This is a genomic window from Shewanella intestini (genome assembly GCF_018221465.1).
Taxonomy (GTDB): Bacteria; Pseudomonadota; Gammaproteobacteria; order Enterobacterales; family Shewanellaceae; genus Shewanella; species Shewanella intestini.
In genome coordinates this window covers 56,238-81,190 of sequence record NZ_JAAIKR010000011.1, presented here as the reverse complement: position 1 = coordinate 81,190, position 24,953 = coordinate 56,238, and the positions used below count along the sequence as shown (strand labels likewise).

The window sequence follows — 24,953 nt, the reverse complement described above, 5'->3', positions numbered from 1 at the left end:
TTAATCTTCCTTGTCGGTTTCTACGTCTGCGTTGTTAAACCAGTCTTTAAATTTACGGTCAAGGGTTTTGCGAGACACTCCTAAATCTCTTGCCGCAGCTGATTTATTTCCATCATGTGCATCAACGACGTGCATCACATGCTGCTTTTCAACATCTTTTAATGGCCAATCAACTGGATAACCAATAATTTCTGCAACGGGCTCTTGGCTATCCACCTTCCAATACTCTGCCGGCGGTTTACCTAATAAAATGCAACGTTCAATCATATTGCGCAGTTCACGAATGTTACCTGGCCATTCGTATCCTTTTAACACTTGTAGGTCTTCATGGCTCCAAATCACTTCCTTCAAACCCATTTCTCGGGAAATTTGCATAGTGAAGAAATGCGTTAATTCGACAATATCATCGACTCTTGCACGCAGTGGCGGAATAAGAATATTCAAAACATTTAACCGATAGAATAAATCACGACGAAAATGTCCAGCTTCAACTTCTTCTAACAATGTTCTATTAGTTGCAGCGACAATACGCACATCAATAACGACTTCTTTTTCGCTACCAATCGGCCGAATTGCACGTTGCTCTAACACTCGTAGTAATGCCGTTTGCATGTTCATTGGCATTTCCCCAATTTCATCAAGGAAAATAGTACCACCTGATGCAAAGCTAAATAGGCCTTCCCGACTGTTTTTTGCCCCAGTAAATGATCCCGCAATATGGCCAAATAACTCGCTGCCTAATAATTCTGGTGCAATGGCCCCGCAATTAACGGGCACAAATGCCCCCGTTCTGCCACTTAACGAATGCAGCTGTCTGGCAACGAGCTCTTTACCTGTGCCCGACTCACCTTCAATTAATACAACAGCATTGGTCGGTGCCACACGCTCAATAACTTGTTTGACTTCTTGCATGGCATCACTGCGACCTATAATTGTTGAAGCTTGCCCATTTAGCAGTTCACGCTTGAGCATAAAGTTCTCTCGCTGTAATAAGCGCCGCTCAATGCAGCGATTAACCGCCGTCATCATTTGCTCAAGATGAAACGGCTTCATAATGAAATCAGAGGCACCAGCACGTAATGCTTTAATGGCCACGTCCATATCGGCATAACCGGTCATAAAAATAATATCTGCTTGACGATCTGGGTCATCAAGCGCCTCATGCCATTCAATACCGGAACGGTCTGGGAGGCGGATATCGACAATCAATAAATCATAATGCCCCTGAGAGCGCATTTGCTCAGCCTGGGTAATCGTTGAGGCAGTATCAACCAAGGCAAATTTTTTGCTCAATGCTTTGGTTAAAAAACTGCGCATACCCGGTTCGTCATCGACAATTAACACGGACATGCCTGTCGGAAATGAATTTTTCATTCGCTCTCTCTAATGATTTAAATGGACAAAATGACACTATTATTCATGCTTATATAATTATGCCACTATTATAATGGTCAGTATGAACCAGTATTATCACCCAGTGGGACAAATTGTCTGGGGGTATTATACAAATAACAGGAGATAGATCACACTTGGCATTGCATTCGTGACAAATAATGCTTTCAATACACTATGGCATTACATTTGCTTACAATAACGTTGAAATGGCTTTGTCTATTATGCACTTACGATTATCATTGAGTGTAATAGTCTTTATTTTTATCGATATTTCAGGAAATTTTCATGTTTATTAAAAAAACGACAGCAACTTTTGTTTTAGCAGCAAGCTTAGTCAGTAGCGTTGTATTTAGCCCAGCAGTATTCGCTGGTGATATTATTAAACTTGCCACTACAACCAGTACCGAAAATTCGGGTTTATTGGGTTATATTCTGCCTAAATTTGAAAAACAATCGGGTTACACAGTGCAAGTCATTGCGACGGGTACAGGTAAAGCATTAAAACTTGCTAGCCAAGGTGATGTAGATGTGGTTATGACTCATGCACCTGGTGCTGAAGCTAAATTTGTTGCTGACGGATTTGGTATTGAACCACGTGGTATTATGGCCAACGACTTTGTTGTTCTTGGGCCCAAAGCCGATCCTGCTGGCATTCACTCGAGCAAAACTGCAGAAGATGCTTTTGCTAAAATCGCCGCAACTCACAGCACGTTCTTATCACGCGGTGATAACTCGGGCACCAACATGAAAGAAAATATCATTTGGAAACGTGCTAAAGTCACACCTAACTTTAAAGGTTATACACCTGTTGGCCAAGGTATGGGTAAAACATTGCTAATGGCAAATGAGTTACAAGCCTACACCTTATCTGACCGTGGTACTTTTGTTGCTTACAAAGCAAAATTAGATTTAGAAGTTAAATTTGATGGTGGCAAGTTATTGGCTAACCCATATCAAGTTATTCTAATTAACCCTAAAAAATATCCTGACTTAAACCACAAAGGTGCACGTGCATTTAGTGATTGGTTAGTTAACCCTAAAACAAAAGCGTTAATTAACAGCTATAAAGTACAAGGCCAACAATTATTTAAGGCAAAAGAAGACTAATGAGCGAAGGCTGGTTATCTTTATTGCAGCAAGCATTTAGCTTGCTGCTTTCTTTTGACCACGACGTGTGGTCAATTATCAACATCTCTTTTAGCGTCTCTTTTGCGGCGTTACTTATCACACTCATTCCATCGCTTGCGCTGGGATTTGTGCTTGCTTTTACCCAATTTCGTGGCCGCTGGTTAGTCACCAATCTTGTGCAAACATTGCAATCAATTCCTACTGTTGTCATTGGTTTATTGGTTTACCTACTACTCACCCGTAATGGTGTTTTAGGTGATTTAAAGTGGTTATTCACCCAAAAAGGCATGATTTTAGGCCAAATGCTGATTTGCGCCCCAGTGTTAATTGCCCTATCACAAGCAGCATTTTCAAGTGTTGATCGCCGCGCATGGGAAACGGCTCGTACTCTTGGCGTAGCTTGGCCAAAGGCCGTCTATGTATTATGCCGAGAGCTTAGAGTGCCATTACTATTAGCGGTTATTGCGGCATTTAGTCGCATTTTAACTGAGGTGGGATGTTCGATGATGGTTGGTGGCAACATTATGAATGTCACCCGTAACATTCCTACCGCCATCGCCCTTGAAACCAGTAAAGGGGATTTTGCTCAGGCCATTGCATTAGGTTTAGTGCTATTAATTTTAGCTTTAATACTTAACTTTACCTTAGGCACTTTACGTGGCAAAGCCGTGCCGAGGAGTCATTAATAATGGCAAATTCTAATATTGCTTGCATTATTGCAGAGCACGTCACAATGCACTTTGATGGAAAAATGTTATTTTCCGTACAGCATTTATCTTTCTCTCAAGCTGATGTGATTTATTTGCAAGGTGACAATGGCTCAGGCAAGTCAACCTTAATGAAATTACTCGCGGGGTTAAGTATTGCAAGTGAAGGCAGCATCACTGCCCATGGCTTTGAAAAGTCTCATTGGTGGCGAAAAGATGGCTTAGTCGGTAAAGCGCTTTACCTGCATCAACACCCGTATTTATTTGATGGCTCGGTAAAATATAATCTAACATTTGCGGCCAAGCAGGCCTCAAAAAACAAACAGCTACTCACGAAAAGAGTTGAACAAGCCATTGAAATGGCGCAGTTAGGTCATTTGCTCGACAACAGTGCGAGTAATTTGTCTGGCGGAGAACGCCAACGCTTAGCAATGGCAAGAGCGTGGATTATTCAACCGACATTATTGATGCTAGACGAACCGACATCGAACATGGATAAACCTTCACAGCTGTTGGTGTTGGATATGATCAAGCAGTTAAAAGAGGAAGGCACAGGGCTATTATTAAGTAGCCATCAAGCCTGTGGACTCACAAGTTTGTGCAATAAGCATTGGTTTATTACTAATAAACAAATTAAGGTCAGCGATGATGCGCCGCATAATAGTGACCAAACACTTTTAACCACGATGGAATTAAATTATGCAAATTGATGCGGTGATATTGGCTGGCGGAATGGCTCGCCGTATGGGTGGTAACGATAAAGGTTTAGTTGAACTAGCTGGTAAACCTATGGTGCAACATACAATTGAACGTCTAAGGCCACAAGTCGACCACATCATGATTAACGCTAATCGTCACCATGAGCAATATTGTCAGTTTGGTTTTGATGTGTTTAGCGACCAAGACAGTGGTTATTTAGGCCCGTTGGCAGGCATGATCACCGCAATGGACAACACCGAGGCAAATTATTTATTGGTCGTTCCTTGTGATTGCCCATTATTGCCCACAGATCTACTGGCACGATTAAAGGCGACATTAGAGCAAAACAACGCTGATTTAGCCGTAGCAAGTGATGGTAAACGCGAACAACCTGTCGTGTTGTTATTAAAACCACAACTGCGCCAATCCATGAAGAATTTTTTAGATGCTGGTGAACGTAAAATAGATATTTGGTATGCACAGCACAAATATGCTGTAGCGGAGTTTAGCGACCAGCCAAATGCATTTGTAAACGTCAACACCCCAGAACAAAAACAACAACTTGCTGCCGAAATAGCGCAGTAATTGAGTCGAGGTCAAACTATGAGCATTGTGTTTTCTAACCCACTTTCAGTCCCTGTTCTTGGATTTTGTGCCTACAGTGGTACGGGTAAAACGACATTATTAAAACAATTGATCCCTGAGTTAAACCGTCGAGGTGTTCGCTTAGCTGTGATTAAACATGCTCATCATAATTTTGATGTCGATATTCCAGGAAAAGACAGTTACGAAATGCGTAAAGCCGGTGCTAAGCAAATGCTAGTCGCATCGCATGTTCGTTGGGCATTAATGACTGAAGACGCAGTTGAAAACGACCCAAAACTTGATCATCTGTTACGCCAAATTGAAACCGACACGATTGATATTGTATTGGTGGAAGGTTTTAAAAAGCTGTCATTGCCAAAAATTGAACTGCATCGAGCAGCTCACGGTAAGCCACTAATCTATACCCATGATGATGATATTGTGGCGATTGCCTGTTGTGACGATACCCAAACTCCACCAGAGCTCACCCGTTTAGACCTCAACAATGTGTCACAAATTGCCGACTTTGTTATTGAGTACCAAAAAAACTGGCAACCAGCTCCAGCGCAACTGCCAATTAACGTACCAGCGCAAGTCGACAGTCAAAATAATCAACAAGCACTGAGTGTTTCTCAAGGTATCACTTACGTTTTAGATCAAGTTACTGCCAGCACCAAAACCACCATGTGTCAGTTAGATGATTTAGCTAACCGCGTATTAGCGACAGACTTAATTTCACCTGTTAATGTGCCGCAACAAACCAATTCTGCAATGGACGGTTATGCCTTTGCTTATGCAAGCACAAGTCACGCAACATTAAACGTTGTAGGTGAGGTGCTCGCTGGCCACGGTTATGACAAAACATTACAAGCGGGTGAAGCGGTAAGAATTATGACTGGCGCTCCGGTTCCAGCAGGGGCTGATACCATTCAACCACGCGAGTTGACTACCGAAGAAAATAACCAATTAACGCTTACAGATGTAGACGCTATTAAAGCAGGTCAACATGTTCGCCTTGCAGGTGAAGATATCGCCAAAGATGCTGTAGCACTTCAAGCAGGCACACGTATGGGCGCTGCTGAAGTCGGATTAATGGCCTCATTAGGTCTTAGCCAAGCACAAGTAGTGAAACGTCCTACTATTGCGGTATTTTCTACTGGTGATGAAGTTAGCCAACCAGGCGAGGCATTACAATCCAATTGCATCTACGACTCTAACCGTTACACCATTAAAACCATGGCCAAAAAATTAGGCTGTGAAGTGATTGACTTAGGCATCATTGAAGACGACGAAGCTAGCTTAATGCAAGCTTTGGACTCAGCAAGTCAACAAGCTGATATTGTGATCAGCTCTGGTGGTGTTTCAGTAGGTAATGCTGATTATATTAAAACCGCATTAGCCAAACTTGGTGCCATTAATTTTTGGCGGATCAATATGCGTCCCGGCCGTCCGTTAGCCGTAGGTAAGATAAATGATGCCTTATTCTTTGGTTTACCGGGCAACCCTGTTGCTGTGATGGTGTCATTTTTGCAATTTGTTCAACCAGCATTACGTAAATTGGCTGGTGAAACACACTGGCAACCCACCTTCTTACCGGCTGTTACTGATGAAACACTCCGTAGCCGTGAAGGACGAACAGAATTTTTGCGCGGCGTTTACCACATAGGTAACGACGGCAAGCTCCATGTAAAATCAACTGGAGCACAAGGTTCAGGCATGCTGAACTCGATGGTACAAGGGAACTGTTTAATTGTTATTGGCGAACAACCTAAGTCGGTTGTCAGCGGTGACACGGTATTTATCCAACCCTTTGCCGATGTGCTTTAAGGTTTTATATGAGCCAAATAGTTGACCTGTTTGATCGCCACGTAGATTACCTACGTTTGTCAGTTACTGACCGCTGTGACTTCCGATGCGTATATTGCATGAGTGAAGACCCTGAATTTTTACCTCGTGATCATGTGCTCAGTCTTGAAGAGCTGTCATGGGTTGCGCAAGCTTTCACCGAACTTGGGGTAAAGAAAATTCGCCTTACCGGTGGTGAACCACTCGTGAGAACCGATTGTGACCGTTTAGTTGAATACCTTGGAAAATTACCAGGGCTTGAAGACTTATCGATGACCACTAACGGTTCGCGTTTAAGCAAATTGGCCAAGCCATTATTTGATAACGGTCTTAAACGCTTAAATATTAGCTTAGACACACTGAACCCTGAATTGTTTAACAAACTTACCCGTAACGGTAAACTGGAACGTGTGATTGCTGGTATTGATACCGCAATCGCTGCTGGGTTCACTAAAATCAAAATCAATGCCGTCATTTTACGTGGTCAAAATGATCATGAAATTATTGACCTGGTTAACTTTTGTCGTGAGCGTAAACTGGATATTTCTTTTATTGAAGAGATGCAAGTTGGCGTCATTGATGAACGTAAACAAAGCCGTCATTGCTCAAGTGCCGAAGTACGTGAAATTATTGAGCAACACTATCCATTATTGCCTTCAAGTAAGCGTACAGGTGGGCCTGCACGTTATTACAAAATGGCTGATAGCGACACCCACATTGGCTTTATTTCGCCGCACAGCAATAACTTCTGCCATGAATGTAACCGTGTCAGAGTCACGGTAGAAGGCCGTTTAATCCTTTGTTTAGGTAACGAAAACTCAGTTGATTTAAAAGCGATTGTAAGAGCGTACCCTGGTGATATTGACCGCTTAAAAACCGCCATTTTAAATGGTATTAAAAATAAGCCAAAAGAGCATCATTTTGGTCAACAAGACGAAGTACAAATCTTACGCTTTATGAATGCGACAGGCGGTTAACCGCAACTAACAACGACAGCCATGACCACAATGTGCCTTGCGCATGTGTCATGGCTTGGTTTTATTCGATTAGTTCACCACGTTGTTGTGTTAAACCTACACTCACGACTACGCTCACAACAAACCTTGTTTCGACTTCATTATTTACCTTATTTAGCGCAATATGATAGCGTAAGCATCATTTTGATGGATAACCGTCAGCGTCTACATAAGTGAATAACAATATGGCTTTGTCTCGTAAAAAATGGAACAACATCATTATCGCAGCCAGTGTGATTATGATTTCACTCTTATCGTATCTCGACCGCAAAACCCAACAATTGCCCGACGATGCGCTGCCATTATTTGACGACGCCAGTCCCATTGCTCAACTTCAATTAAACAACGTATGGTTAAAGCACCAACCGAACAATGCTTCAAAGCAATGGCAATGCGCCACAACGGTATTAAATTGCCAATTATGGGCACAAGCTTGGCAGCAAATATATGTCTCGCCGTTAAGCCAAGCGCCTCAGTTAACTGACACACCAAAAGAATTATTAATTCAAGTGACATCATCCCCCCAAGTGCAACGTTGGCAATTTTTTGTCAGGCACGGGTTGCTTAAATCAGCCAGCGGCAATTGGTATCAAATCCCCCCCAGTTTACGTGATAATTTACTGCCGATTATCGATTTAAGCGCTAAATCATAAACTCGCTTTGGCCATCTCAATTAATGGATTTTATAAGGAAATAGTTGCTCAATGCCTGAATTACCCGAAGTTGAAGTTACCCGCCAAGGGATTACTCCTCACCTACTAAACCAAACGGTTAGCGCATTGGTGGTCAGAAATGCATCATTACGATGGCCAGTGCCTCAGGTGGCGCAAAACATTGTCGGCCAAACCATTACGCATATCCGCCGCAGAGCAAAATATTTGCTGATCGAAACCCAAGCGGGGATCACTATCATTCATTTAGGAATGTCAGGTAGCTTACGGATATTGCCCGCATCGACCCCAATCGAAAAACACGATCATATTGACATGCTATTAGCCAATGGTCAGGTACTGCGCTTTAACGACCCGCGACGCTTTGGTGCGTGGCTATGGTATGAGCTACCAGAAGAAAATCACCCGCTGTTAGCAAGGCTTGGTCCAGAGCCACTCAGTGAGGCATTTAATCCGCTGCAACTACAACAGGCAATAGCAAATAAGAAAAAGGCCATCAAGCTGTGCTTAATGGACAATCATATCGTGGTTGGCGTCGGGAATATTTACGCCAATGAAGCGTTATTTGCAGCAGGTATTCATCCTCAAACACCCGCAGCTAAAGTGGATATTGCGCGTTTAACGGTATTAGTCACTGAAGTGAAGCGGATTTTAGCCTTAGCAATTAAACAAGGCGGCACGACATTAAAAGACTTTACCAATGCCGATGGTAAACCAGGTTATTTTGCCCAAAAGTTACATGTTTATGGCCGTGGCGGACAAACCTGTACTCACTGCGGTAATCTACTCAGTGAAATTAAGCTTGGCCAACGTACTACCGTATTTTGTGGACGTTGCCAAACTCGCTAAGCTATTAATTTTAAGAAAAAATAACGCGCTAATGGCGCGTTATTTCATAAGTAACCGCGATAAATTTGATGTCATTATCTGATTTATCGCATACAGATAAGCTATCTCACATAGGTCGGTAATGTAGCCAATTAACCAACCATAGTTGCAGGTTAAAATCAGTGACGCGCTTCAATCTGTTTTCTGTAGCGCGTTTGCCACTTCGGGATGAACAAACTGGCTCACATCGCCGCCATGCAAAGCCACTTCTTTAACTAGCGAAGATGAAATAAATGAATTTTCTTCTGCTGGGGTTAAAAATACACTCTCTAGATTTGGGCTTAAACGTCTATTCATATTCGCAAGCTGAAATTCATACTCAAAGTCAGAGACCGCGCGTAGACCACGAACTAATACACTGGCATCTTGCTGCTTAGCAAAATCGACTAACAGCCCGCTAAAACCGACGACTTCTACATTATCTAAATGCTCAGTCACCTTGCTCAGCAACGCCACGCGTGCTTCAAGGCTAAAACGCGGTTGTTTCGTAGGGTTCGCCGCAATACCAATAATGACATGCTTAAAAAGTTTTGCAGCCCGTTCAATTAAATCAGCATGACCATTGGTCACAGGGTCAAATGTGCCGGGATAAATCGCGCGTCTATGCATAATTCAAAATACCTGTGCTTAATAGGTTAATGTGTTTAAATTTAACTTTTTAACGTTGAAATATCAGGGAGTTTATGACGGTTCAACCTAACCTTCGCTTCAAAACACATTTTTTGTAAAATACGCTTTAAAGGCCGTTTTTGAGTTTGGGAGCGGTTACCTAAAATGGTAATTTCACTTTCAAATTTAGCCCCAACGACAGGAAATGGTCTTACAACAAAACAATTTATGTTTTTCTCAAACCAGTATTGAATATCAACATCAATAGGTCGAGAAATGGGTAACGCCGTCGCTAACAATTTTTTCGCTCCGGCAAGTGACACAAATTGACCACGGGTTGATGCCGGCAATTTTAAACACGTGCCAATAGAGAACTTGTCGTTAATAGCAATACTGTCAATGACGCCCTTTTCTTTTTTACTGTGGCACAATTTAATGTAATCCCACGTTGGTTCCAACTGGGCAACACCGTCCATTAACGTTCCAAGTTCAGGGTCAAGTCTAGAGTCATCTTCTAAAATCAAAGCAAATTCAATTTGCTGTTCAACCATCTGTTTCCAACAGTTAACATGGCTTAAATAACACCCTAACTCACCGACATTCAGAACTTTATCGTACTTTTCAAGATTCGCTTTCTCATTAAAAACAGCTGTAATTTCTGAATCATCAAGATCTTTGCCATACACGGCTGCAACCCTTTCGTATGCGATATCAAGCTGTTGTAATTGCCGATGCATAAAATCCATTCTTTCTGTACTTTTATCCAAATTAATAACAAATACTTTGCATTTCATAGTATTTTTAAATTCCATCCGAGTGTCGTGAAGTAATTGATGTCTTTAGTCATCGAGATGTCTCACCGTAAGCTTAAAACCACTTTAACATTATGATTTTTAAGTCATCCTAAGACGTGTTTCAGAAGCTTATGCTTTTGAATTAGGCGTAATATTTAGCTTTTGCTTCAACACTGTGGAACTGACATTTGGCGTATAATCAAAATAAACCATTTCACAGGTAACGGCGGGATATTTTCCTTTCCAATCGGAGCCGACAGAAATGGCATCGATATTATATTGATCAACAATATCTTGTTTATTTTTATCGACTTGCGGAATAACCTCATCAACAAACCGATTTGCTTCTAAAATAGAGATTCGTTCGTCAAATGGAATAATTGGTGGACGTCCTTTTGATTTAATAATCAATTCATCGGTTGACACACCAACAATTAAATAATCACACAACTCTTTAGTTTTCTTAAGAATATTTAAATGACCTTGATGGAAAATATCAAAACAACCTGATGTATACATTTTCCTATAGGGCTTTTTAGTGTCAGCAATGGTTACTTCAGCCACATTGCTAAAATCACTTTTTAGGGTTTTAAGTAACTCTTCACGATAAATATTTGGAAGCTTTAATTCATTAGATAAACTTGGTGGTTTAGGCCAGTTTGAATCGAGGTATTCTTGGTCACAAAATTCAACGGGGAACTCATAACGAGGAACAATATGAAAGTGAACCGCTGGATCAACCATCATCAACATTAGATAGTTAACTTTATTACAATCAAAACGATATTTAAGCACGCTTTCAACATCTGAGATAATCTGTTTCTGCTCCTCTGCTGCGGCAGTAGAAATCTTCGAATAGTGATGAACACTTTCTTTACAAACTAAAACCATTGATCCTAACGTAGGTTGATCAGGTCTAAGTAATAAATGCCAATGTTGATAGCTTTTTATCAAGCTTGCAGGATAATCAAAAGTTCTCAAAGTTGAATGAGGCATAATTAAAACATTTCTTGTTAAAATAAAGCATTCATTTTAATTGAATTAGGGTTAATCGTCTACGTTGGCTACATTTGGTCATTTCAATATAACCATGCTAGTGAGTAAGATTCCGCGGATGACTGCTTCTACTTCATTGACGTTGCCAGCCCTCTTAAAACAGTAAAACTAGCGTCGAAGTAGACTTCATAAAGGTGGTATCGCTTTGCTAAAAATTGATTCATAATATGATTGATAAAAGCATCACGATGCAAATTCTGAAATCCACATAACAAACTGAATTATATAGCTTTAAATTCAGTTGGGTTTGGCAGTAGCCATGAAACAACCTATTTACAACAATAAAAGTATTAAAGAGAGTGCTATGTTAATTTTGTTTGACACATTGAATGTTTATTACTTGCCTCAATACGTTCCAATTATCGAACAACTGAAACTGCGACACCATCAAGTAAAGTTGGTTTGTTATAGCAATAAAAATGACCAACAGGCATTTTCTGAAGTGATTAATGACTTAGATGTAGAGTGTATTTGGGTTAATAATACACAACAAGCGAAGCTTGCCTACCTATCCTTAAAAGCGGATTGGATATTCTTCGGTAATAAATTTGAGTTCCTTGACGAAGTACATCAACACTCAAAAACAGCACAATTAGGTCACGGTGTTGGTCCAAAACCTAGCTACTACCATAAATCAAAAACCCCCATGACGGTTAGATTTATTGAAGGTGATCTCAGGTTAACCAAAATTAAAGAGTATTATCCTAAAGATAAATTTATTCAGGTTGGTTTTTCTAAGCTAGACCCTATGTTTAATCACACACAACCGGAGGGGGATTTAGCGGAATTAGGATTGGATCCTAATAAACCAACAATCCTTTATGCACCAACCTTCAACCCGAGCTCTCTTGAGTGCTTCCCAGATAATTGGCCTGAGGATTTTAGAGAATATAACATTCTTATTAAGCCGCATTCGCTCACTCAAGTTCGCGAAAAGTATAAAAAACAACGACAAAAATTAGCCAAGTGGTCAATATTTGACAATGTTTATGTCGCCAAAGAACAAGATATTTCCTTACTCCCTTTTATGAAAAATGCCGATATTTTGTTAAGTGAAGCATCCAGTACCCTATTTGAATTTGCCGCACTCAACAAACCGGTTATTGTGTGTAATTTTTTCAAATTGAAATGGTCATATCGCGGTATTTTTAAATACCGATTCTATAATCGTTTCGGTAAAGATAATGTTTTATATTCAGAAATTGGCTTGCATGTTAATAATTACACCGCATTAATCAAAGCCATTCCTCAACAATTGGCTCACCCGGAACAGTACGCAGCCAACAGGGAAATATATACAAATGAACATGTTGGCCCCACTGATGGAAAAGCATCAGAGCGGATCGTTCAATACCTTGAGAATGCCCCTTCCTCGTAAAGAATAACCACAATTGGTAAATTCGTTAACGGATGAACTTACAAAGGAATTTTTGAACGGCTGATTCAATAAAGCCTTTATCAATAATATTGATAAAGGCTCATTTTCCTCTAAAGCAGTGTTTATTCCACTGCATCTATTTGTTCAATGACTCGTGCAACAGAAATACGCGCCATTAAATCACCGCCTTTTGCTCGCGTCCCCCACTTTATTGGCGCTGTTTTTTGCTCGGTTATGACTTCATCATACACGCTGACCACTCGGTTAAGTGACGTATATGGACCTGTACGGCCAGGATTAGAGTGGGCATATAAACCAATCACTTTGGTACCTTGGGTTACGGCCATATGTGCAGGACCCGTATCTGGTGCAATGACTAACGTTGCGTTTTTTAATACCGCTAATAATTGGGTTAATGACGTCTGCCCAACCTGGTTTTCAAGCGTTTGAGTCGCACAATTGATAATGGCTTTTGCAAGTGACACCTCTAACTCACTTGGGCCACCACAAATAATAACGCGATAACCTTTGGCGACAGCATGATCGGCCACTTGCGCATAACGCTCAGGCAACCAATTGCGCTCAGCTTTACTCGCGGCAGGGCAAATGACTAATACCTTGTCATCAACCTTTATTAATTGGCCTGCAAACTGCGTGTCCGCTTCAGGCACAGGTATATGCCAACGAGGAGTAAGATCTTGTACTCCAATGGCTTTAGCAAACCCCATAAAACCTTCTAACACATGCGGCGTTGCCAATGGTTCAACCGTTTTATTGGTTACTAGCCATTGCCCTTCTTTGGCTCTGGCTTTATCAAAGCCAATACGAGTGCGAGCGGAAATCATTAATGAAGCTATCGTTGCTCTTAATGCTACCTGCATATGCAACAACACATCAAAACGCTGACCTTGTAAATCTCGTTTTAATTTGCCATAGCTGCGCCATCCTTGTGACTTATCAAAAATGACAAATTCTACGCCTTCGAGGTGCTTAAGTAATTGATACTCGACCTTACCGATGACCCATGTAATAGCAATATCAGGGTATTGACGCTGAATCGCCTGCACCATTGCAACGGCGTGACACACGTCGCCAATGGCTGAAAGGCGCAGTAAACAAAGTGATTTAATCGAGCTAAAGTCTGTAGACATGATATCCCATCATCATCGTGCGGCAGCACGGTTGTCGTAGATAAATGCAAGTGGGGGATATTAAGGTATAATGCGATTTTTATCCACATTCAACATACGGCTTTAGTGAATTCAGTATGCAAATAAAACAAACTAAACATGGTTACATCGCTTGGTGTATTGACCAGGCTAAAGCACTAGAATCTGTCGATTTCAGTGTTGAACCTTGGCAAGCAAAGCACGCTGTAACAGGACAATCTTGCGGGCGTTATACCACTTGGTTTGTCCAGCCTCAAACCACTTCACAACAATGGGTGCTTCGCCACTACTGGCGTGGAGGGTTAGCAGCAAAGCTTTCGAAAGATGGATACTTATATACCAGCCTGAACAATACCCGCGCAGTGGCAGAGTTAGCATTACTTGAGACTCTTTATCAACAAGGGTTTGCAGTTCCTAAACCTATCGCCGCTCAAGTGCAACGTTTTGGGATTTGGTATCGTGCAGACATTATTATTGAGCGTATTGCGGGCGCTAAAGATCTGGTAGCGTATTTAACGCAACATACCATGACAAATGAACAATGGCAGTCACTAGGACAAACCATCGCTAAATTCCACCAGCACGGGGTATATCATGCTGACTTGAATGCTAAAAACATTCTCATTAGTGCAGATACATTTTATTTAATTGATTTTGACCGTGGAGTGATAAAAACACCGGCTAAGTCTTGGCAACAAGCTAATCTTGCGCGATTGCTGCGTTCGTTTAATAAAGAACAAACCAAAGCGCCAGTGCTGCAATTTACGCAAGACAATTGGCAAGCCTTATTAACCGGATACCAGCAATTCATCCGTTAAAACATTAAATACCAAGCGACAAAACCACTTCCCTACATTAATGCATTTTCGTGGTCTCTAGCCATTGTTGCAAAGCCACCACATGCGCAGTTAATGCGCCTCTATTTTGCGACACAACCTCAAGTGATGCGCGTCGTTTTGCAGCCAATAATGGTTGCTCAGTGAAGTTTGCTAATAGCTGCTGCGCCAGCTCATCTGAATTGTGCACCACATTAAGCGCACCCGCTTGCTGTAATAACTGCGTAATTTCAGTAAAGTCCCAATGATGTGGCCCCATATAAACACCCAGTCCCATTGCTGCGGGCTCAAGAGGGTTATGCCCCCCATTTTCAATTAAGGTACCACCAATAAACGCTTGATCAGCCGTGCCATACAGCATTAATAGCTCACCCATGGTATCGCCTAATATCACTTGAGTTTGTTCAGTAACCTGCTGCGTTTCACTTCTGCGCACTAAATGAAATCCTTGCTTGTTTATGGCTTGTGCCGCTGCGTCAAATTGCTCTGGATGACGTGGCGCCATTATCAATAATGCATCAGGGTAAACCGCCAAGACTTGTTGATGCGCGTTGAGCATAATGTCAAACTCGCCCGGGTGCACACTGCCTGCGACCCAAACAGGAGCCAACTCTTTTTGCCATTGGCTACGTAGCGCGACTGCGCGTTGTTGTTGCACTGGGTCAATAGTGATATCAAACTTTACACTGCCAGTGACCTTGATATTAGCCGCGCTCACACCTAAGGCCATAAAGCGCTCTGCTTCAATTTGCGTTTGTACCAAAATCTGGTCCAAACAGCGCAACATCGGCAAGCTCAACTTAGGTTTCGCTTGGTATTTATCCGCTGACTTTTGTGACAAACGCGCATTGGCCAAAATGATTTTTATCTGTTGATTATGCGCAAAATGCACCAAATTTGGCCATAACTCCGTTTCCATAATCACACACAATTGCGGTTTAACTTGCCTTAAGAAGCGCTTAACCGCAAAACTGAAGTCTAACGGTAAATAACAATGCTGTACTTGATCTCCAAACGCGTTAACGACTTGCTCAGAACCCGTTGGACTTGTCGTCGTAATGGTAAATGTCTTATCCGGGTTTTGTGCCATTAATTGTTTAATCAAATTCACTGCAGCTAATGTTTCTCCCATTGAAACACAGTGGAATAACACATCAGTTTTGATTAATGGGTTAAACCCAAAACGTTCAGACCAACGCTTACGATAATCAGGACTTTTTACACTGCGAAGCAGTAAATACATAATCACAAGCGGGGAAAGTAAATAGAGCAAACAGGAATAAATGTAACGAGTCATATCGAGGGCTTAAATGATTTTGCGAAACTGTTATGCTCAATGCTAACATAATCGAACGAATGAAAGATATTTGTCCTCTACACCAGCCAACTTGCACGTCTAACCATTACTTTGGAATCAATATGAAAACCCGTGATAAAATTGTTTTTGCCAGCTTAGAGCTTTTCAATGAACACGGTGAGCGTAATATCACAACCAATCATATAGCTGCACATTTAAATATTAGCCCTGGCAATCTGTATTACCATTTCCGCAATAAAGAAGACATTATCAACTCTATCTTTTCATTATATGAAGCCAACCTAGAAAATGGCTCAAAGCCTTATCAAGATGTTGCCATTGATGTTGAGTTACTCCTTGGCTACTTTGACGCCATGTTTTACACCATGTGGCAATTCCGCTTTATGTATGCCAATTTGGCCGACATTTTAAGCCGAGACAATGCTCTAAAACAGCGTTACATGCTGGCACAGCAGAACGTATTGCATAGTTCAAGTAATGTATTAAAACAACTTGTACGCGATGGCTTTTTAGCCGTTGACGATGACATTGTGATGGAACTTGCCGATACCATGAAGATGATGGTGAGTTTCTGGATTAGCTACCAATTAACACAATCAGGTGATGCCACCATCACGAAAGCCACGTTATACAAAGGCCTATTACGGGTATTGATGATTTTTAAAGCCTATTCAACCCCCACCTCTCTTGCCACCTTCAATCGCATGGAATTACATTATCGCTCGATGATTGAGCAAGAAGGCAGCCAACAAGCTGATTAACCTTGCTTACTTGATTCGTCTTTGCGGGTGTTATTTTACTCGCCTTCGCCGCTCTTGGTTATGGTATGCGCGTATAGAAATGAACCGCTCTTTTTTCATATTCAGATTAGTTAATCTTATCTGAAATTCCGCTACGCCCTAATCCCATTTATCTTATCCCCGTGGCAAAAGAAAACACTAGGCATGGTTATTTTTAAGAGTAGAATGCCAACAATTACCGAGCTAAAATTGCTAACTTTGCCCCCTACGGCAGCGTTCGGATTATCTAACAACATCACTAGGAGAATTCAGGTGGCCTCTACCTCTTTTTACGACCGAATTAACCAACAAATTGCTGAAGTTAAAGCTGATGGCTTATACAAAAGTGAACGCATTATTGCTTCTGCACAACAAACTGCCATTGCAGTAAATAATAATGAAGTCATTAACTTTTGCGCTAATAACTATTTAGGCTTAGCAAATCACCCTGAATTGGTCAAAGCCGCTCAAGGCGGTTTAGAGCGTCACGGTTTTGGTATGGCGTCGGTACGATTTATTTGTGGCACCCAAGACATTCACAAACAACTTGAAGCAAGCTTAAGTGAATTCCTTGGCATGGAAGACACCATTTTATATTCTTCATGCTTTGACGCCAACGCAGGCTTATTTGAAACCTTGCTTGACGCCAATGACGCTATTGTTTCAGACGCATTAAACCACGCTTCAATTATTGATGGTGTGCGTTTATGTAAAGCAAAACGTTTCCGTTACGCCAACAACGATATGGCCGATCTAGAAACCCAACTGATCGCAGCAACTGAAGCTGGCGCACGTAATATTCTCATTGCTACTGACGGCGTATTCTCAATGGATGGCGTTATTGCCAACCTTAAGGGCGTGTGCGACCTTGCCGATAAATATGGCGCTTTAGTCATGATCGACGACTCTCACGCAGTTGGTTTTGTAGGTAAAAATGGCCGCGGTACGCATGAATATTGTGAGGTCATGGATCGCGTTGATATTATTACCGGCACACTTGGTAAAGCATTAGGCGGCGCCTCTGGCGGGTTTACTGCCGCTAAAAAAGAAGTGGTTGAATGGTTACGTCAGCGATCACGCCCTTACCTATTCTCAAACTCATTAGCGCCTTCTATTGTTACCGCGTCTATCCATGTGCTTGAAATGCTTAAAACCGGTCAGGCTTTACGTGAAGCGGTTTGGGAAAACAGCCGTTATTTCCGCGAACAAATGTCTGCAGCAGGCTTTACCTTAGGCGGCGCTGACCACGCCATTATTCCAGTCATGATTGGTGATGCTAAATTAGCGGGTGACTTTGCCAACCGTCTACTTGCTGAAAACATTTACGTAATTGGTTTCTCGTTCCCTGTGGTACCTAAAGGCCAAGCACGCATTCGCACTCAAATGTCAGCAGCACATACTCGTGCCCAAGTTGACCATGCAATTGACGCCTTTACCCGTATAGGTAAAGACATGGGTATTATTTAATAGGTCACGAACATGAAAGCATTAAGTAAATTAAAGCCAGAAGAAGGCATTTGGATGGTTGATGCGCCTAAACCTAAAATGGGCCATAACGATCTATTAATCAAAATTAAAAAAACGGCAATTTGCGGTACCGACGTCCATATTTATAACTGGGATGAATGGTCACAAAACACTATTCCAGTACCGATGGTTGTTGGCCATGAATATGTTGGCGAAGTTGTCGACATGGGCCAAGAAGTGCGTGGTTTTACTGTTGGCGATAGAGTATCAGGTGAAGGCCACATTACCTGTGGGCATTGCCGTAACTGCCGTGGTGGTCGCACCCACTTATGCCGTAATACCTCTGGTGTTGGTGTTAACCGCGAAGGCGCTTTTGCTGAATACCTTGTTATTCCAGCCTTTAATGCATTTAAAATTCCTGATGATATTTCAGATGACTTAGCTTCAGTATTTGACCCATTTGGTAACGCTGTACATACCGCACTGTCATTTGATGTGGTTGGTGAAGATGTATTAATTACGGGTGCAGGCCCAATTGGTATTATGGCTGCAGCGGTGTGTAAACATGTTGGCGCTCGTCATGTAGTTATTACTGACGTAAACGAATATCGCCTTGATCTCGCCCGTAAAATGGGTGCGACACGTGCAGTTAACGTCGCCAAAGAAAACCTTGAAAATGTCATGACTGAACTTGGCATGACAGAAGGTTTTGATGTCGGGCTTGAAATGTCGGGTGTACCGTCAGCGTTTCATTCTATGTTAGACACCATGAACCACGGCGGCAAAATTGCCATGTTGGGCATTCCAGGTGGTGACATGGCAATCGACTGGAGTAAAGTCATCTTTAAAGGGCTTATCTTAAAAGGAATTTACGGTCGTGAAATGTTTGAGACTTGGTACAAAATGGCCAGCCTCATTCAATCAGGCTTAGATTTAAGCCCAATCATCACCCATCACTATAAAATCGATGACTTTCAACAAGGCTTCGATGCTATGCGCTCAGGACATTCAGGTAAAGTTATTCTCGACTGGGAATAAACACCGTTTAACACATGCACGCATTAAGGGGTTGTCTGATGATAACCCCTTACTTCATAATCAATCTAACCCAAAATAAGCGAGTTTCTTTGTTATGAGTACATTTAAACACCTTTCGATTAATGAATTAATCCACATGACCGCAGAGTCAGATTTAGTACAAATTGTCGATATACGCGATGAAGCCAGCTTTAATACAGCTCACATTGCCGGTTCAATAAACTTAAACAATGAAAACATCGCCAATATCATTGCCGATGCTGACATGGACGCGCCACTTGTTGTCGTGTGTTATCACGGTATTAGTAGCCAAAATGCGGCAAACTATTTAATCGAACAAGGTTTTGACGACGTATACAGCCTCGATGGTGGCTATAGCGCTTGGAGCACAGCAAACGCATGATTGAAATTGGTTTACTCCCTAATGCACGCATGGCACAAGCCTTTATTGATTACCTTAAAGGACTCGATATTATTTGTAGTAGCATTCCCGACCCTCAGGGAGTCAAACTATTCATTGAACATCAACAAGATGAAGCCATTGCACTCAGAGAACTCGCTTTATTTCTTCAACATCCAGCTGATAGTAAATACCGACAAGCATCTTGGGATAACGGCAGTAGCCAGATTAAATTTAACTACGGCTCAGGTGGCTTAGGGCTATTACAACAGTTTATAACTGGTGGTGGCCCATTAACTCTGATCACCGTATTAGTTTGTGTATTAATTTACATCGCCATGAATATTGGTTTTGCTAACCCAGTATATGAATCGTTATCCTTTTTTAATGCGACTGCGAATAACAACTACAGCGAATTTTGGCGTATTTTTACCCCCAGTTTAATGCACTTTTCCATAATGCATGTCAGCTTTAACTTGCTGTGGTGGTGGTATTTAGGCGGAAAAATAGAAAACAAACTCGGTATGGCGCCCTTGATGTTCCTATTGGTGGTTGGTGGTACCTTACCTAGTGTTTTACAGTATTTTGTCTCAGGACCAAATTTTGGCGGGTTATCAGGCGTGGTCTATGCCGTGGTTGGCTACACTTGGTTGATGGGAAAACGCCAACCTTACAAAGGTATCTGGCTACCAGACAGCTATATGGTATTTATGATGATTTGGTTAGTCCTTGGCTTTACTGACATATTAGGCATGCCAATTGCCAATGGAGCCCACATGGGAGGCTTAGTTGTTGGTTTGTTACAAGCTTTATTTGATAGCCGCGAACGCCATGCCAGCAATAAGTAAATGATCCCGATTAATAAACAAATGACGTCATTATTAACTTGTGTATAAATACGCTGCCATGCCGCTGGCAGCAACATCAGACAACACTCATTGTTGATAACTCTTCCACTATGACAAAGATCTTTTATCTTGATCCCATAACCTGACTCACTACGCCCCTTTTGGCAATGAAACCTGCTTATTTCAGTATCAACTTTTCTTCTTATTCACTTACTTAAAAGAAAAATATTATTTAACTTCAATAATTTATTTGAACAGTGATTTTTGATCAAAAAATAATTTAACAAAAAACAAACAAAACAGTTGATCTGAATATTAATCATGCTAACTTAGTGGCTCGAATTTGGTCAGCGTAAAAAATAGACAGTTACGATCGTGAAATAATACGTTGTCTAGTCTTGCTATTTAAAAAAGTCCACAAATTTAGTTTTTTTTTTGAGATCTTCACCCAGTTCACACTTTCAAATAATATCCTTGATAAACAGTGATTTACAAAAAATCAATTCTCCTCATTAAAAAGACTCATTTCTTATATTGCTATTTAACTAACAGACTTATCCACAGGTTGCTTGTTAATTGCTATCAATTCAGATCCAATATCTCCTCATTTTAACGACTTGCGCGATCATTGAAGATCTAACAACAAGTTAAGATCGCCTTATTTACACACTGGACAAATTTTCATTCCCTTATTTACTGTCATCGTCGCACAAGCAAATCATAAACAAGGTTGAGCAATGTAAGCGATAATGTCATCCTATAGTATCTCAGAATACTGACTACGAAACCCACTATGCCTACAATTCCAAACAATCCCCTCGTGCTTGTCGATGGTTCTTCATATTTATACCGTGCGTATTATGCACCACCACATTTGACTAACTCTAAAGGCGAAGCTACCGGTGCAGTTTATGGTGTAGTGAACATGCTTAGAAGTTTGATCACCCGCTATGACCCAAGTCATATTGCAGTGGTTTTTGATGCCAAGGGTAAAACCTTCCGTAACGACATGTACAGTGAATACAAAGCTCAACGCCCACCAATGCCAGATGACCTTCGTAGTCAAATCGCTCCCTTACATCGCATTATTCGTGCACTCGGTTTGCCATTAATTTCTATTGAAGGTGTAGAAGCCGACGATGTCATTGGCACGATTGCCGTTCAAGCTAGTAAAGAAGGCCGTGCAACACTTATCAGTACTGGCGATAAAGACATGGCGCAATTGGTTGATGATAACGTCACCCTCATCAACACCATGACTGATACCGTGATGGGGCCTGCAGAGGTCACCACAAAATTTGGTGTTGGCCCAGAACTTATCATCGATTACTTAGCTTTAATGGGTGATAAAGCCGATAACATTCCAGGCTTACCCGGTGTCGGTGAAAAAACCGCTCTTGCGATGCTTACAGGCGTAGGTAGCGTTGACACCTTATTAGCAAATCCACAAAGCGTACTTGAGGTCAGTTTTAGAGGCGCTAAAACCATGCCTAAAAAGATTATCGACAACGCAGAGATGCTAAAGCTGTCATACGAGCTTGCAACAATTAAAACCGATGTTGAATTAGAACAACCTTGGCAAGCACTCAACATTAAGCCTCAAGATAAAGATGAACTAGTCGCTTGCTACAGTGAAATGGAATTCAAACGTTGGTTAGCAGAAGTGCTCGACAATACTGCAGGAAAAGCTTCGCCTTCACCCGCTGAAGAAACCATCGTTAAACAAGATATTGCAACTGAATACCAAACCATTTTAACCGAACAAGATTTAGACGCCTGGATCGCAACACTCAGTCAAGCTGAACTAATGGCTTTTGACACCGAGACGACCAGTCTAAATTACATGGAAGCTGAATTAGTCGGACTTTCTTTTGCCGTTGAAGTCGGTAAAGCTGCTTATGTACCTGTGGCACATGATTACGTCGGTGCGCCAACGCAATTATCAAAACAACTGGTATTAGAAAAGCTACGACCAATCCTTGAAGCAGACAAACCAGCTAAAGTCGGTCAAAACCTTAAATACGATATCAGCATCATGGCTAACCAAGGTGTTAAGCTTGCTGGGGTTAAGTTTGACACCATGCTTGAGTCTTACGTGTTTAATTCTGTTGCATCACGTCACGACATGGATGGTTTAGCGCTTAAATATTTAAGCCATAAAAATATCAGCTTTGAAGAAATTGCCGGTAAAGGAGCAAAACAGCTCACTTTTAATCAAATTGATTTAGACGTTGCTGGCCCTTACGCGGCTGAAGATGCCGATATCACCTTACGCTTGCATCAACACTTATGGCCGCGACTTGAAAAAGAACCACAACTGGCGAGTGTATTTACCGATCTTGAATTACCCCTAATCCAAGTACTATCGGGCATCGAGCGCACGGGGGTTTACATTGACTCCATGCTACTTAGCCAACAAAGCCAAGAGCTGGCCCAAAAACTCGATGAATTACAACAAAAAGCCTATGAGATAGCGGGCGAAAAATTCAATCTTGCTTCACCTAAACAGCTGCAAGCTTTGTTCTTTGACAAACTTGGCTACCCGGTAATCAAGAAAACCCCTAAAGGTGCACCTTCAACATCAGAAGAAGTATTAGTAGAACTGGCTTTAGACTACCCACTGCCTAAAATTATTTTAGAGCACCGCAGCTTAGCCAAGTTAAAAAGCACTTACACTGACAAACTGCCATTAATGGTCAACCCTGTCACAGGCCGGGTCCATACCAGCTATCACCAAGCGAACGCTGCAACGGGGCGCTTATCATCTAGCGAGCCAAACCTACAAAACATTCCAATTCGTACAGAAGAAGGTCGCCGAATTCGTCATGCTTTTGTGGCACCTGAAGGCAAAAAAATTCTTGCTGCCGATTACTCGCAAATTGAATTACGTATCATGGCGCACCTGTCTCAAGATAAAGGCTTACTTACCGCCTTTGCTCAAGGTAAAGATATTCACCGCGCCACTGCCGCAGAAGTATTTGGGGTTCATTTTGAAGAAGTGACCACCGAGCAACGCCGCCGAGCTAAAGCGGTCAACTTTGGCTTAATTTATGGCATGTCGGCATTTGGCTTAGCCAAGCAGTTAGATATACCACGTGCAGAAGCACAAAAGTACATAGATACTTACTTTGCTCGCTACCCTGGCGTATTAAAATACATGGAAGACACCCGCGCAGAAGCTGCTGAACTCGGTTACGTGTCAACCCTATTTGGTCGTCGATTGTATTTACCAGAAATACGAGACCGCAACGCGATGCGTCGTCAAGCAGCTGAACGCGCCGCCATTAATGCCCCAATGCAAGGCACTGCTGCAGATATCATCAAAAAAGCCATGATCAACGTTGCCTCATGGATTGCTAATGACACCCAAGGTGAAATTATCATGCTCATGCAAGTGCACGATGAATTAGTATTTGAAGTAGATGAAGCTAAAGCTGAGCAATTGCAACAAAAGGTGTGTCAATTAATGGCTGATGCCGCCAACTTAGATGTCACCCTACTTGCCGAAGGTGGTACTGGTGATAACTGGGAACAAGCCCACTAAGTCAACGAGACGGCATGAGAGCATGAATATTTTCACGCTCCGCTCTCATGCCAATGCGTTACGCCTTCGATTAAGACCCTATCGCAGATTCTGTGTCGCGCCTTCGTTTATAGGTGGTCTGCTATTCAATCTTCAAACTCAATCATAAAACCACTTAGTTTTATTCACTCTGTGCTGCTTTGCATGTTAACTTTATTAGCCCGCTATCAAGCCATATTCAACAAAAGGCGCGTTCACCCACAACCGACTCCCGTTTTTATCACTCGACCTTTCATCACCCAACGTTCCAACACTAAAGAATACCTATCGACATCGTGACATCGTGACATCGTGACATCGTGACATCGTGACATCGTGACATCGTGACATCGTGACATCGTGACATCGTGACATCGTGACATCGTGACATCGTCTGCAGACATTTTTTCAAGAAACTGTTAATAAGTTTAAAAAACGCTCAAAATCGGGCGCAAAATCACATTATTAACCACAATATCGAAATACTGTTTTCTATTTAGCGATAAATAGACTATGATTTGTGGCGTAGGGTACAGAGGTTAAGATGTTCAATCTATTAAACCTTTTATTTCACTATTTATAGTGCGCCAAATTAGGCACCTCAGCGATGTAGATTGCTGGGGTTTTTTTATGCCCAAAACTAATTTAGAGCAAATACTTTAAACCTTATCATGAATGAAGTATGATAAACCGGTTGAGGGTCATCAGTAGATGGCACTTGAGTCTTGTTGAATTTTAGCTTCTCCCCAAAAGAGCTACTATTTT

Annotated in this window: 22 protein-coding genes; 16 read left to right on the top strand and 6 right to left on the bottom strand. The window is 41.7% G+C overall.

Annotated features, from left to right (window positions below; all coding sequences use genetic code 11):
• Positions 1-1,374, bottom strand: coding sequence for a sigma-54-dependent transcriptional regulator (locus G3R48_RS11720; RefSeq protein ID WP_153665929.1), 1,374 nt, complete (start codon positions 1,372-1,374; stop codon positions 1-3).
• Positions 1,375-1,680: 306 nt separating this feature from the next.
• Here G3R48_RS11720 and G3R48_RS11715 point away from each other — a divergent pair, with 306 nt between their 5' ends.
• The 8 genes from G3R48_RS11715 to mutM all read left to right on the top strand — a co-directional run bounded on the left by G3R48_RS11715 (position 1,681) and on the right by mutM (position 8,895).
• A complete protein-coding gene (locus tag G3R48_RS11715) occupies positions 1,681-2,502 on the top strand; it encodes an ABC transporter substrate-binding protein (protein WP_153665931.1) in 822 nt (273 codons plus the stop codon).
• Positions 2,502-3,209, top strand: coding sequence for an ABC transporter permease (locus G3R48_RS11710; RefSeq protein WP_153665933.1), 708 nt, complete (start codon positions 2,502-2,504; stop codon positions 3,207-3,209). The genes G3R48_RS11715 and G3R48_RS11710 overlap by 1 nt, the downstream gene beginning before the upstream one ends.
• A 2-nt stretch (positions 3,210-3,211) precedes the next feature.
• The gene (locus tag G3R48_RS11705) at positions 3,212-3,940 is read left to right on the top strand and encodes an ATP-binding cassette domain-containing protein (RefSeq protein WP_153665935.1); all 729 of its coding nucleotides are present in this window, start codon (positions 3,212-3,214) and stop codon (positions 3,938-3,940) included.
• Complete coding sequence (gene mobA / locus G3R48_RS11700) at positions 3,930-4,514, top strand: molybdenum cofactor guanylyltransferase MobA (RefSeq protein WP_153665937.1); 585 nt, start codon at positions 3,930-3,932, stop codon at positions 4,512-4,514. The genes G3R48_RS11705 and mobA overlap by 11 nt, the downstream gene beginning before the upstream one ends.
• 18 nt (positions 4,515-4,532) lie before the next feature.
• Complete coding sequence (locus G3R48_RS11695; protein ID WP_153665939.1) at positions 4,533-6,341, top strand: bifunctional molybdopterin-guanine dinucleotide biosynthesis adaptor protein MobB/molybdopterin molybdotransferase MoeA; 1,809 nt, start codon at positions 4,533-4,535, stop codon at positions 6,339-6,341.
• Between the two features lie 8 nt (positions 6,342-6,349).
• Complete coding sequence (moaA, locus tag G3R48_RS11690) at positions 6,350-7,336, top strand: GTP 3',8-cyclase MoaA (protein WP_153665941.1); 987 nt, start codon at positions 6,350-6,352, stop codon at positions 7,334-7,336.
• 224 nt (positions 7,337-7,560) lie between these two features.
• Positions 7,561-8,028, top strand: coding sequence for a hypothetical protein (locus G3R48_RS11685; RefSeq protein WP_153665943.1), 468 nt, complete (start codon positions 7,561-7,563; stop codon positions 8,026-8,028).
• A gap of 51 nt (positions 8,029-8,079) precedes the next feature.
• Positions 8,080-8,895: a bifunctional DNA-formamidopyrimidine glycosylase/DNA-(apurinic or apyrimidinic site) lyase gene (gene mutM, locus G3R48_RS11680; RefSeq protein ID WP_153665945.1), complete on the top strand. Its 816-nt coding sequence runs from the start codon at positions 8,080-8,082 to the stop codon at positions 8,893-8,895.
• A 171-nt stretch (positions 8,896-9,066) separates the two neighbouring features.
• Here mutM and coaD read toward each other — a convergent pair whose 3' ends face one another.
• From coaD to G3R48_RS17275, 3 genes are all read right to left on the bottom strand, one after another.
• Complete coding sequence (gene coaD, locus G3R48_RS11675) at positions 9,067-9,543, bottom strand: pantetheine-phosphate adenylyltransferase (RefSeq protein ID WP_153665947.1); 477 nt, start codon at positions 9,541-9,543, stop codon at positions 9,067-9,069.
• Between the two features lie 41 nt (positions 9,544-9,584).
• Complete coding sequence (locus tag G3R48_RS11670) at positions 9,585-10,337, bottom strand: glycosyltransferase family 25 protein (RefSeq protein ID WP_153665949.1); 753 nt, start codon at positions 10,335-10,337, stop codon at positions 9,585-9,587.
• A 129-nt stretch (positions 10,338-10,466) separates the two neighbouring features.
• Positions 10,467-11,333 carry an adenylyltransferase/cytidyltransferase family protein gene (locus tag G3R48_RS17275; RefSeq protein WP_228497498.1) on the bottom strand — a complete coding sequence of 289 codons (867 nt, stop codon included), beginning with the start codon at positions 11,331-11,333 and terminating at the stop codon, positions 10,467-10,469.
• Between the two features lie 319 nt (positions 11,334-11,652).
• Here G3R48_RS17275 and G3R48_RS11660 point away from each other — a divergent pair, with 319 nt between their 5' ends.
• Entirely contained in the window at positions 11,653-12,771 is a 1,119-nt protein-coding gene (locus G3R48_RS11660) for a CDP-glycerol glycerophosphotransferase family protein (protein WP_228497499.1), read from the top strand.
• Between the two features lie 122 nt (positions 12,772-12,893).
• Here G3R48_RS11660 and G3R48_RS11655 read toward each other — a convergent pair whose 3' ends face one another.
• Positions 12,894-13,922: a glycosyltransferase family 9 protein gene (locus G3R48_RS11655; RefSeq protein WP_153665951.1), complete on the bottom strand. Its 1,029-nt coding sequence runs from the start codon at positions 13,920-13,922 to the stop codon at positions 12,894-12,896.
• A gap of 116 nt (positions 13,923-14,038) precedes the next feature.
• Here G3R48_RS11655 and G3R48_RS11650 point away from each other — a divergent pair, with 116 nt between their 5' ends.
• Positions 14,039-14,758 (top strand): 3-deoxy-D-manno-octulosonic acid kinase, encoded by a 720-nt coding sequence (locus tag G3R48_RS11650; RefSeq protein WP_153665953.1) that lies wholly within the window; start codon positions 14,039-14,041, stop codon positions 14,756-14,758.
• A 37-nt stretch (positions 14,759-14,795) separates the two neighbouring features.
• Here G3R48_RS11650 and waaA read toward each other — a convergent pair whose 3' ends face one another.
• A complete protein-coding gene (waaA, locus tag G3R48_RS11645) occupies positions 14,796-16,073 on the bottom strand; it encodes a lipid IV(A) 3-deoxy-D-manno-octulosonic acid transferase (RefSeq protein ID WP_153665955.1) in 1,278 nt (425 codons plus the stop codon).
• A gap of 122 nt (positions 16,074-16,195) precedes the next feature.
• Between waaA and G3R48_RS11640 the strand changes: the two genes are divergently transcribed.
• The 6 genes from G3R48_RS11640 to polA all read left to right on the top strand — a co-directional run bounded on the left by G3R48_RS11640 (position 16,196) and on the right by polA (position 24,170).
• Positions 16,196-16,855: a TetR/AcrR family transcriptional regulator gene (locus G3R48_RS11640; protein WP_153665957.1), complete on the top strand. Its 660-nt coding sequence runs from the start codon at positions 16,196-16,198 to the stop codon at positions 16,853-16,855.
• A gap of 291 nt (positions 16,856-17,146) precedes the next feature.
• Positions 17,147-18,340 (top strand): glycine C-acetyltransferase, encoded by a 1,194-nt coding sequence (locus tag G3R48_RS11635; RefSeq protein WP_212593328.1) that lies wholly within the window; start codon positions 17,147-17,149, stop codon positions 18,338-18,340.
• Positions 18,341-18,352: 12 nt separating this feature from the next.
• On the top strand, positions 18,353-19,378 hold the full coding sequence (gene tdh, locus G3R48_RS11630; RefSeq protein ID WP_153665961.1) for an L-threonine 3-dehydrogenase: 1,026 nt from the start codon (positions 18,353-18,355) through the stop codon (positions 19,376-19,378).
• A 94-nt stretch (positions 19,379-19,472) separates the two neighbouring features.
• On the top strand, positions 19,473-19,781 hold the full coding sequence (gene glpE / locus G3R48_RS11625; protein ID WP_153665962.1) for a thiosulfate sulfurtransferase GlpE: 309 nt from the start codon (positions 19,473-19,475) through the stop codon (positions 19,779-19,781).
• Entirely contained in the window at positions 19,778-20,626 is an 849-nt protein-coding gene (gene glpG / locus G3R48_RS11620; protein WP_153665964.1) for a rhomboid family intramembrane serine protease GlpG, read from the top strand. The genes glpE and glpG overlap by 4 nt, the downstream gene beginning before the upstream one ends.
• Positions 20,627-21,419: 793 nt before the next feature.
• Entirely contained in the window at positions 21,420-24,170 is a 2,751-nt protein-coding gene (gene polA, locus G3R48_RS11615; RefSeq protein ID WP_153665966.1) for a DNA polymerase I, read from the top strand.
• Positions 24,171-24,953 lie beyond the last annotated feature (783 nt).

Coding starts and splice junctions, on each gene's coding strand:
- G3R48_RS11720 (WP_153665929.1), bottom strand. CDS start 1,374: ATGAAAAATTCATTTCCGACAGGCATGTCCGTGTTAATTGTCGATGAC.
- G3R48_RS11715 (WP_153665931.1), top strand. CDS start 1,681: ATGTTTATTAAAAAAACGACAGCAACTTTTGTTTTAGCAGCAAGCTTA.
- G3R48_RS11710 (WP_153665933.1), top strand. CDS start 2,502: ATGAGCGAAGGCTGGTTATCTTTATTGCAGCAAGCATTTAGCTTGCTG.
- G3R48_RS11705 (WP_153665935.1), top strand. CDS start 3,212: ATGGCAAATTCTAATATTGCTTGCATTATTGCAGAGCACGTCACAATG.
- mobA (WP_153665937.1), top strand. CDS start 3,930: ATGCAAATTGATGCGGTGATATTGGCTGGCGGAATGGCTCGCCGTATG.
- G3R48_RS11695 (WP_153665939.1), top strand. CDS start 4,533: ATGAGCATTGTGTTTTCTAACCCACTTTCAGTCCCTGTTCTTGGATTT.
- moaA (WP_153665941.1), top strand. CDS start 6,350: ATGAGCCAAATAGTTGACCTGTTTGATCGCCACGTAGATTACCTACGT.
- G3R48_RS11685 (WP_153665943.1), top strand. CDS start 7,561: ATGGCTTTGTCTCGTAAAAAATGGAACAACATCATTATCGCAGCCAGT.
- mutM (WP_153665945.1), top strand. CDS start 8,080: ATGCCTGAATTACCCGAAGTTGAAGTTACCCGCCAAGGGATTACTCCT.
- coaD (WP_153665947.1), bottom strand. CDS start 9,543: ATGCATAGACGCGCGATTTATCCCGGCACATTTGACCCTGTGACCAAT.
- G3R48_RS11670 (WP_153665949.1), bottom strand. CDS start 10,337: ATGAAATGCAAAGTATTTGTTATTAATTTGGATAAAAGTACAGAAAGA.
- G3R48_RS17275 (WP_228497498.1), bottom strand. CDS start 11,333: ATGCCTCATTCAACTTTGAGAACTTTTGATTATCCTGCAAGCTTGATA.
- G3R48_RS11660 (WP_228497499.1), top strand. CDS start 11,653: ATGAAACAACCTATTTACAACAATAAAAGTATTAAAGAGAGTGCTATG.
- G3R48_RS11655 (WP_153665951.1), bottom strand. CDS start 13,922: ATGTCTACAGACTTTAGCTCGATTAAATCACTTTGTTTACTGCGCCTT.
- G3R48_RS11650 (WP_153665953.1), top strand. CDS start 14,039: ATGCAAATAAAACAAACTAAACATGGTTACATCGCTTGGTGTATTGAC.
- waaA (WP_153665955.1), bottom strand. CDS start 16,073: ATGACTCGTTACATTTATTCCTGTTTGCTCTATTTACTTTCCCCGCTT.
- G3R48_RS11640 (WP_153665957.1), top strand. CDS start 16,196: ATGAAAACCCGTGATAAAATTGTTTTTGCCAGCTTAGAGCTTTTCAAT.
- tdh (WP_153665961.1), top strand. CDS start 18,353: ATGAAAGCATTAAGTAAATTAAAGCCAGAAGAAGGCATTTGGATGGTT.
- glpE (WP_153665962.1), top strand. CDS start 19,473: ATGAGTACATTTAAACACCTTTCGATTAATGAATTAATCCACATGACC.
- glpG (WP_153665964.1), top strand. CDS start 19,778: ATGATTGAAATTGGTTTACTCCCTAATGCACGCATGGCACAAGCCTTT.
- polA (WP_153665966.1), top strand. CDS start 21,420: ATGCCTACAATTCCAAACAATCCCCTCGTGCTTGTCGATGGTTCTTCA.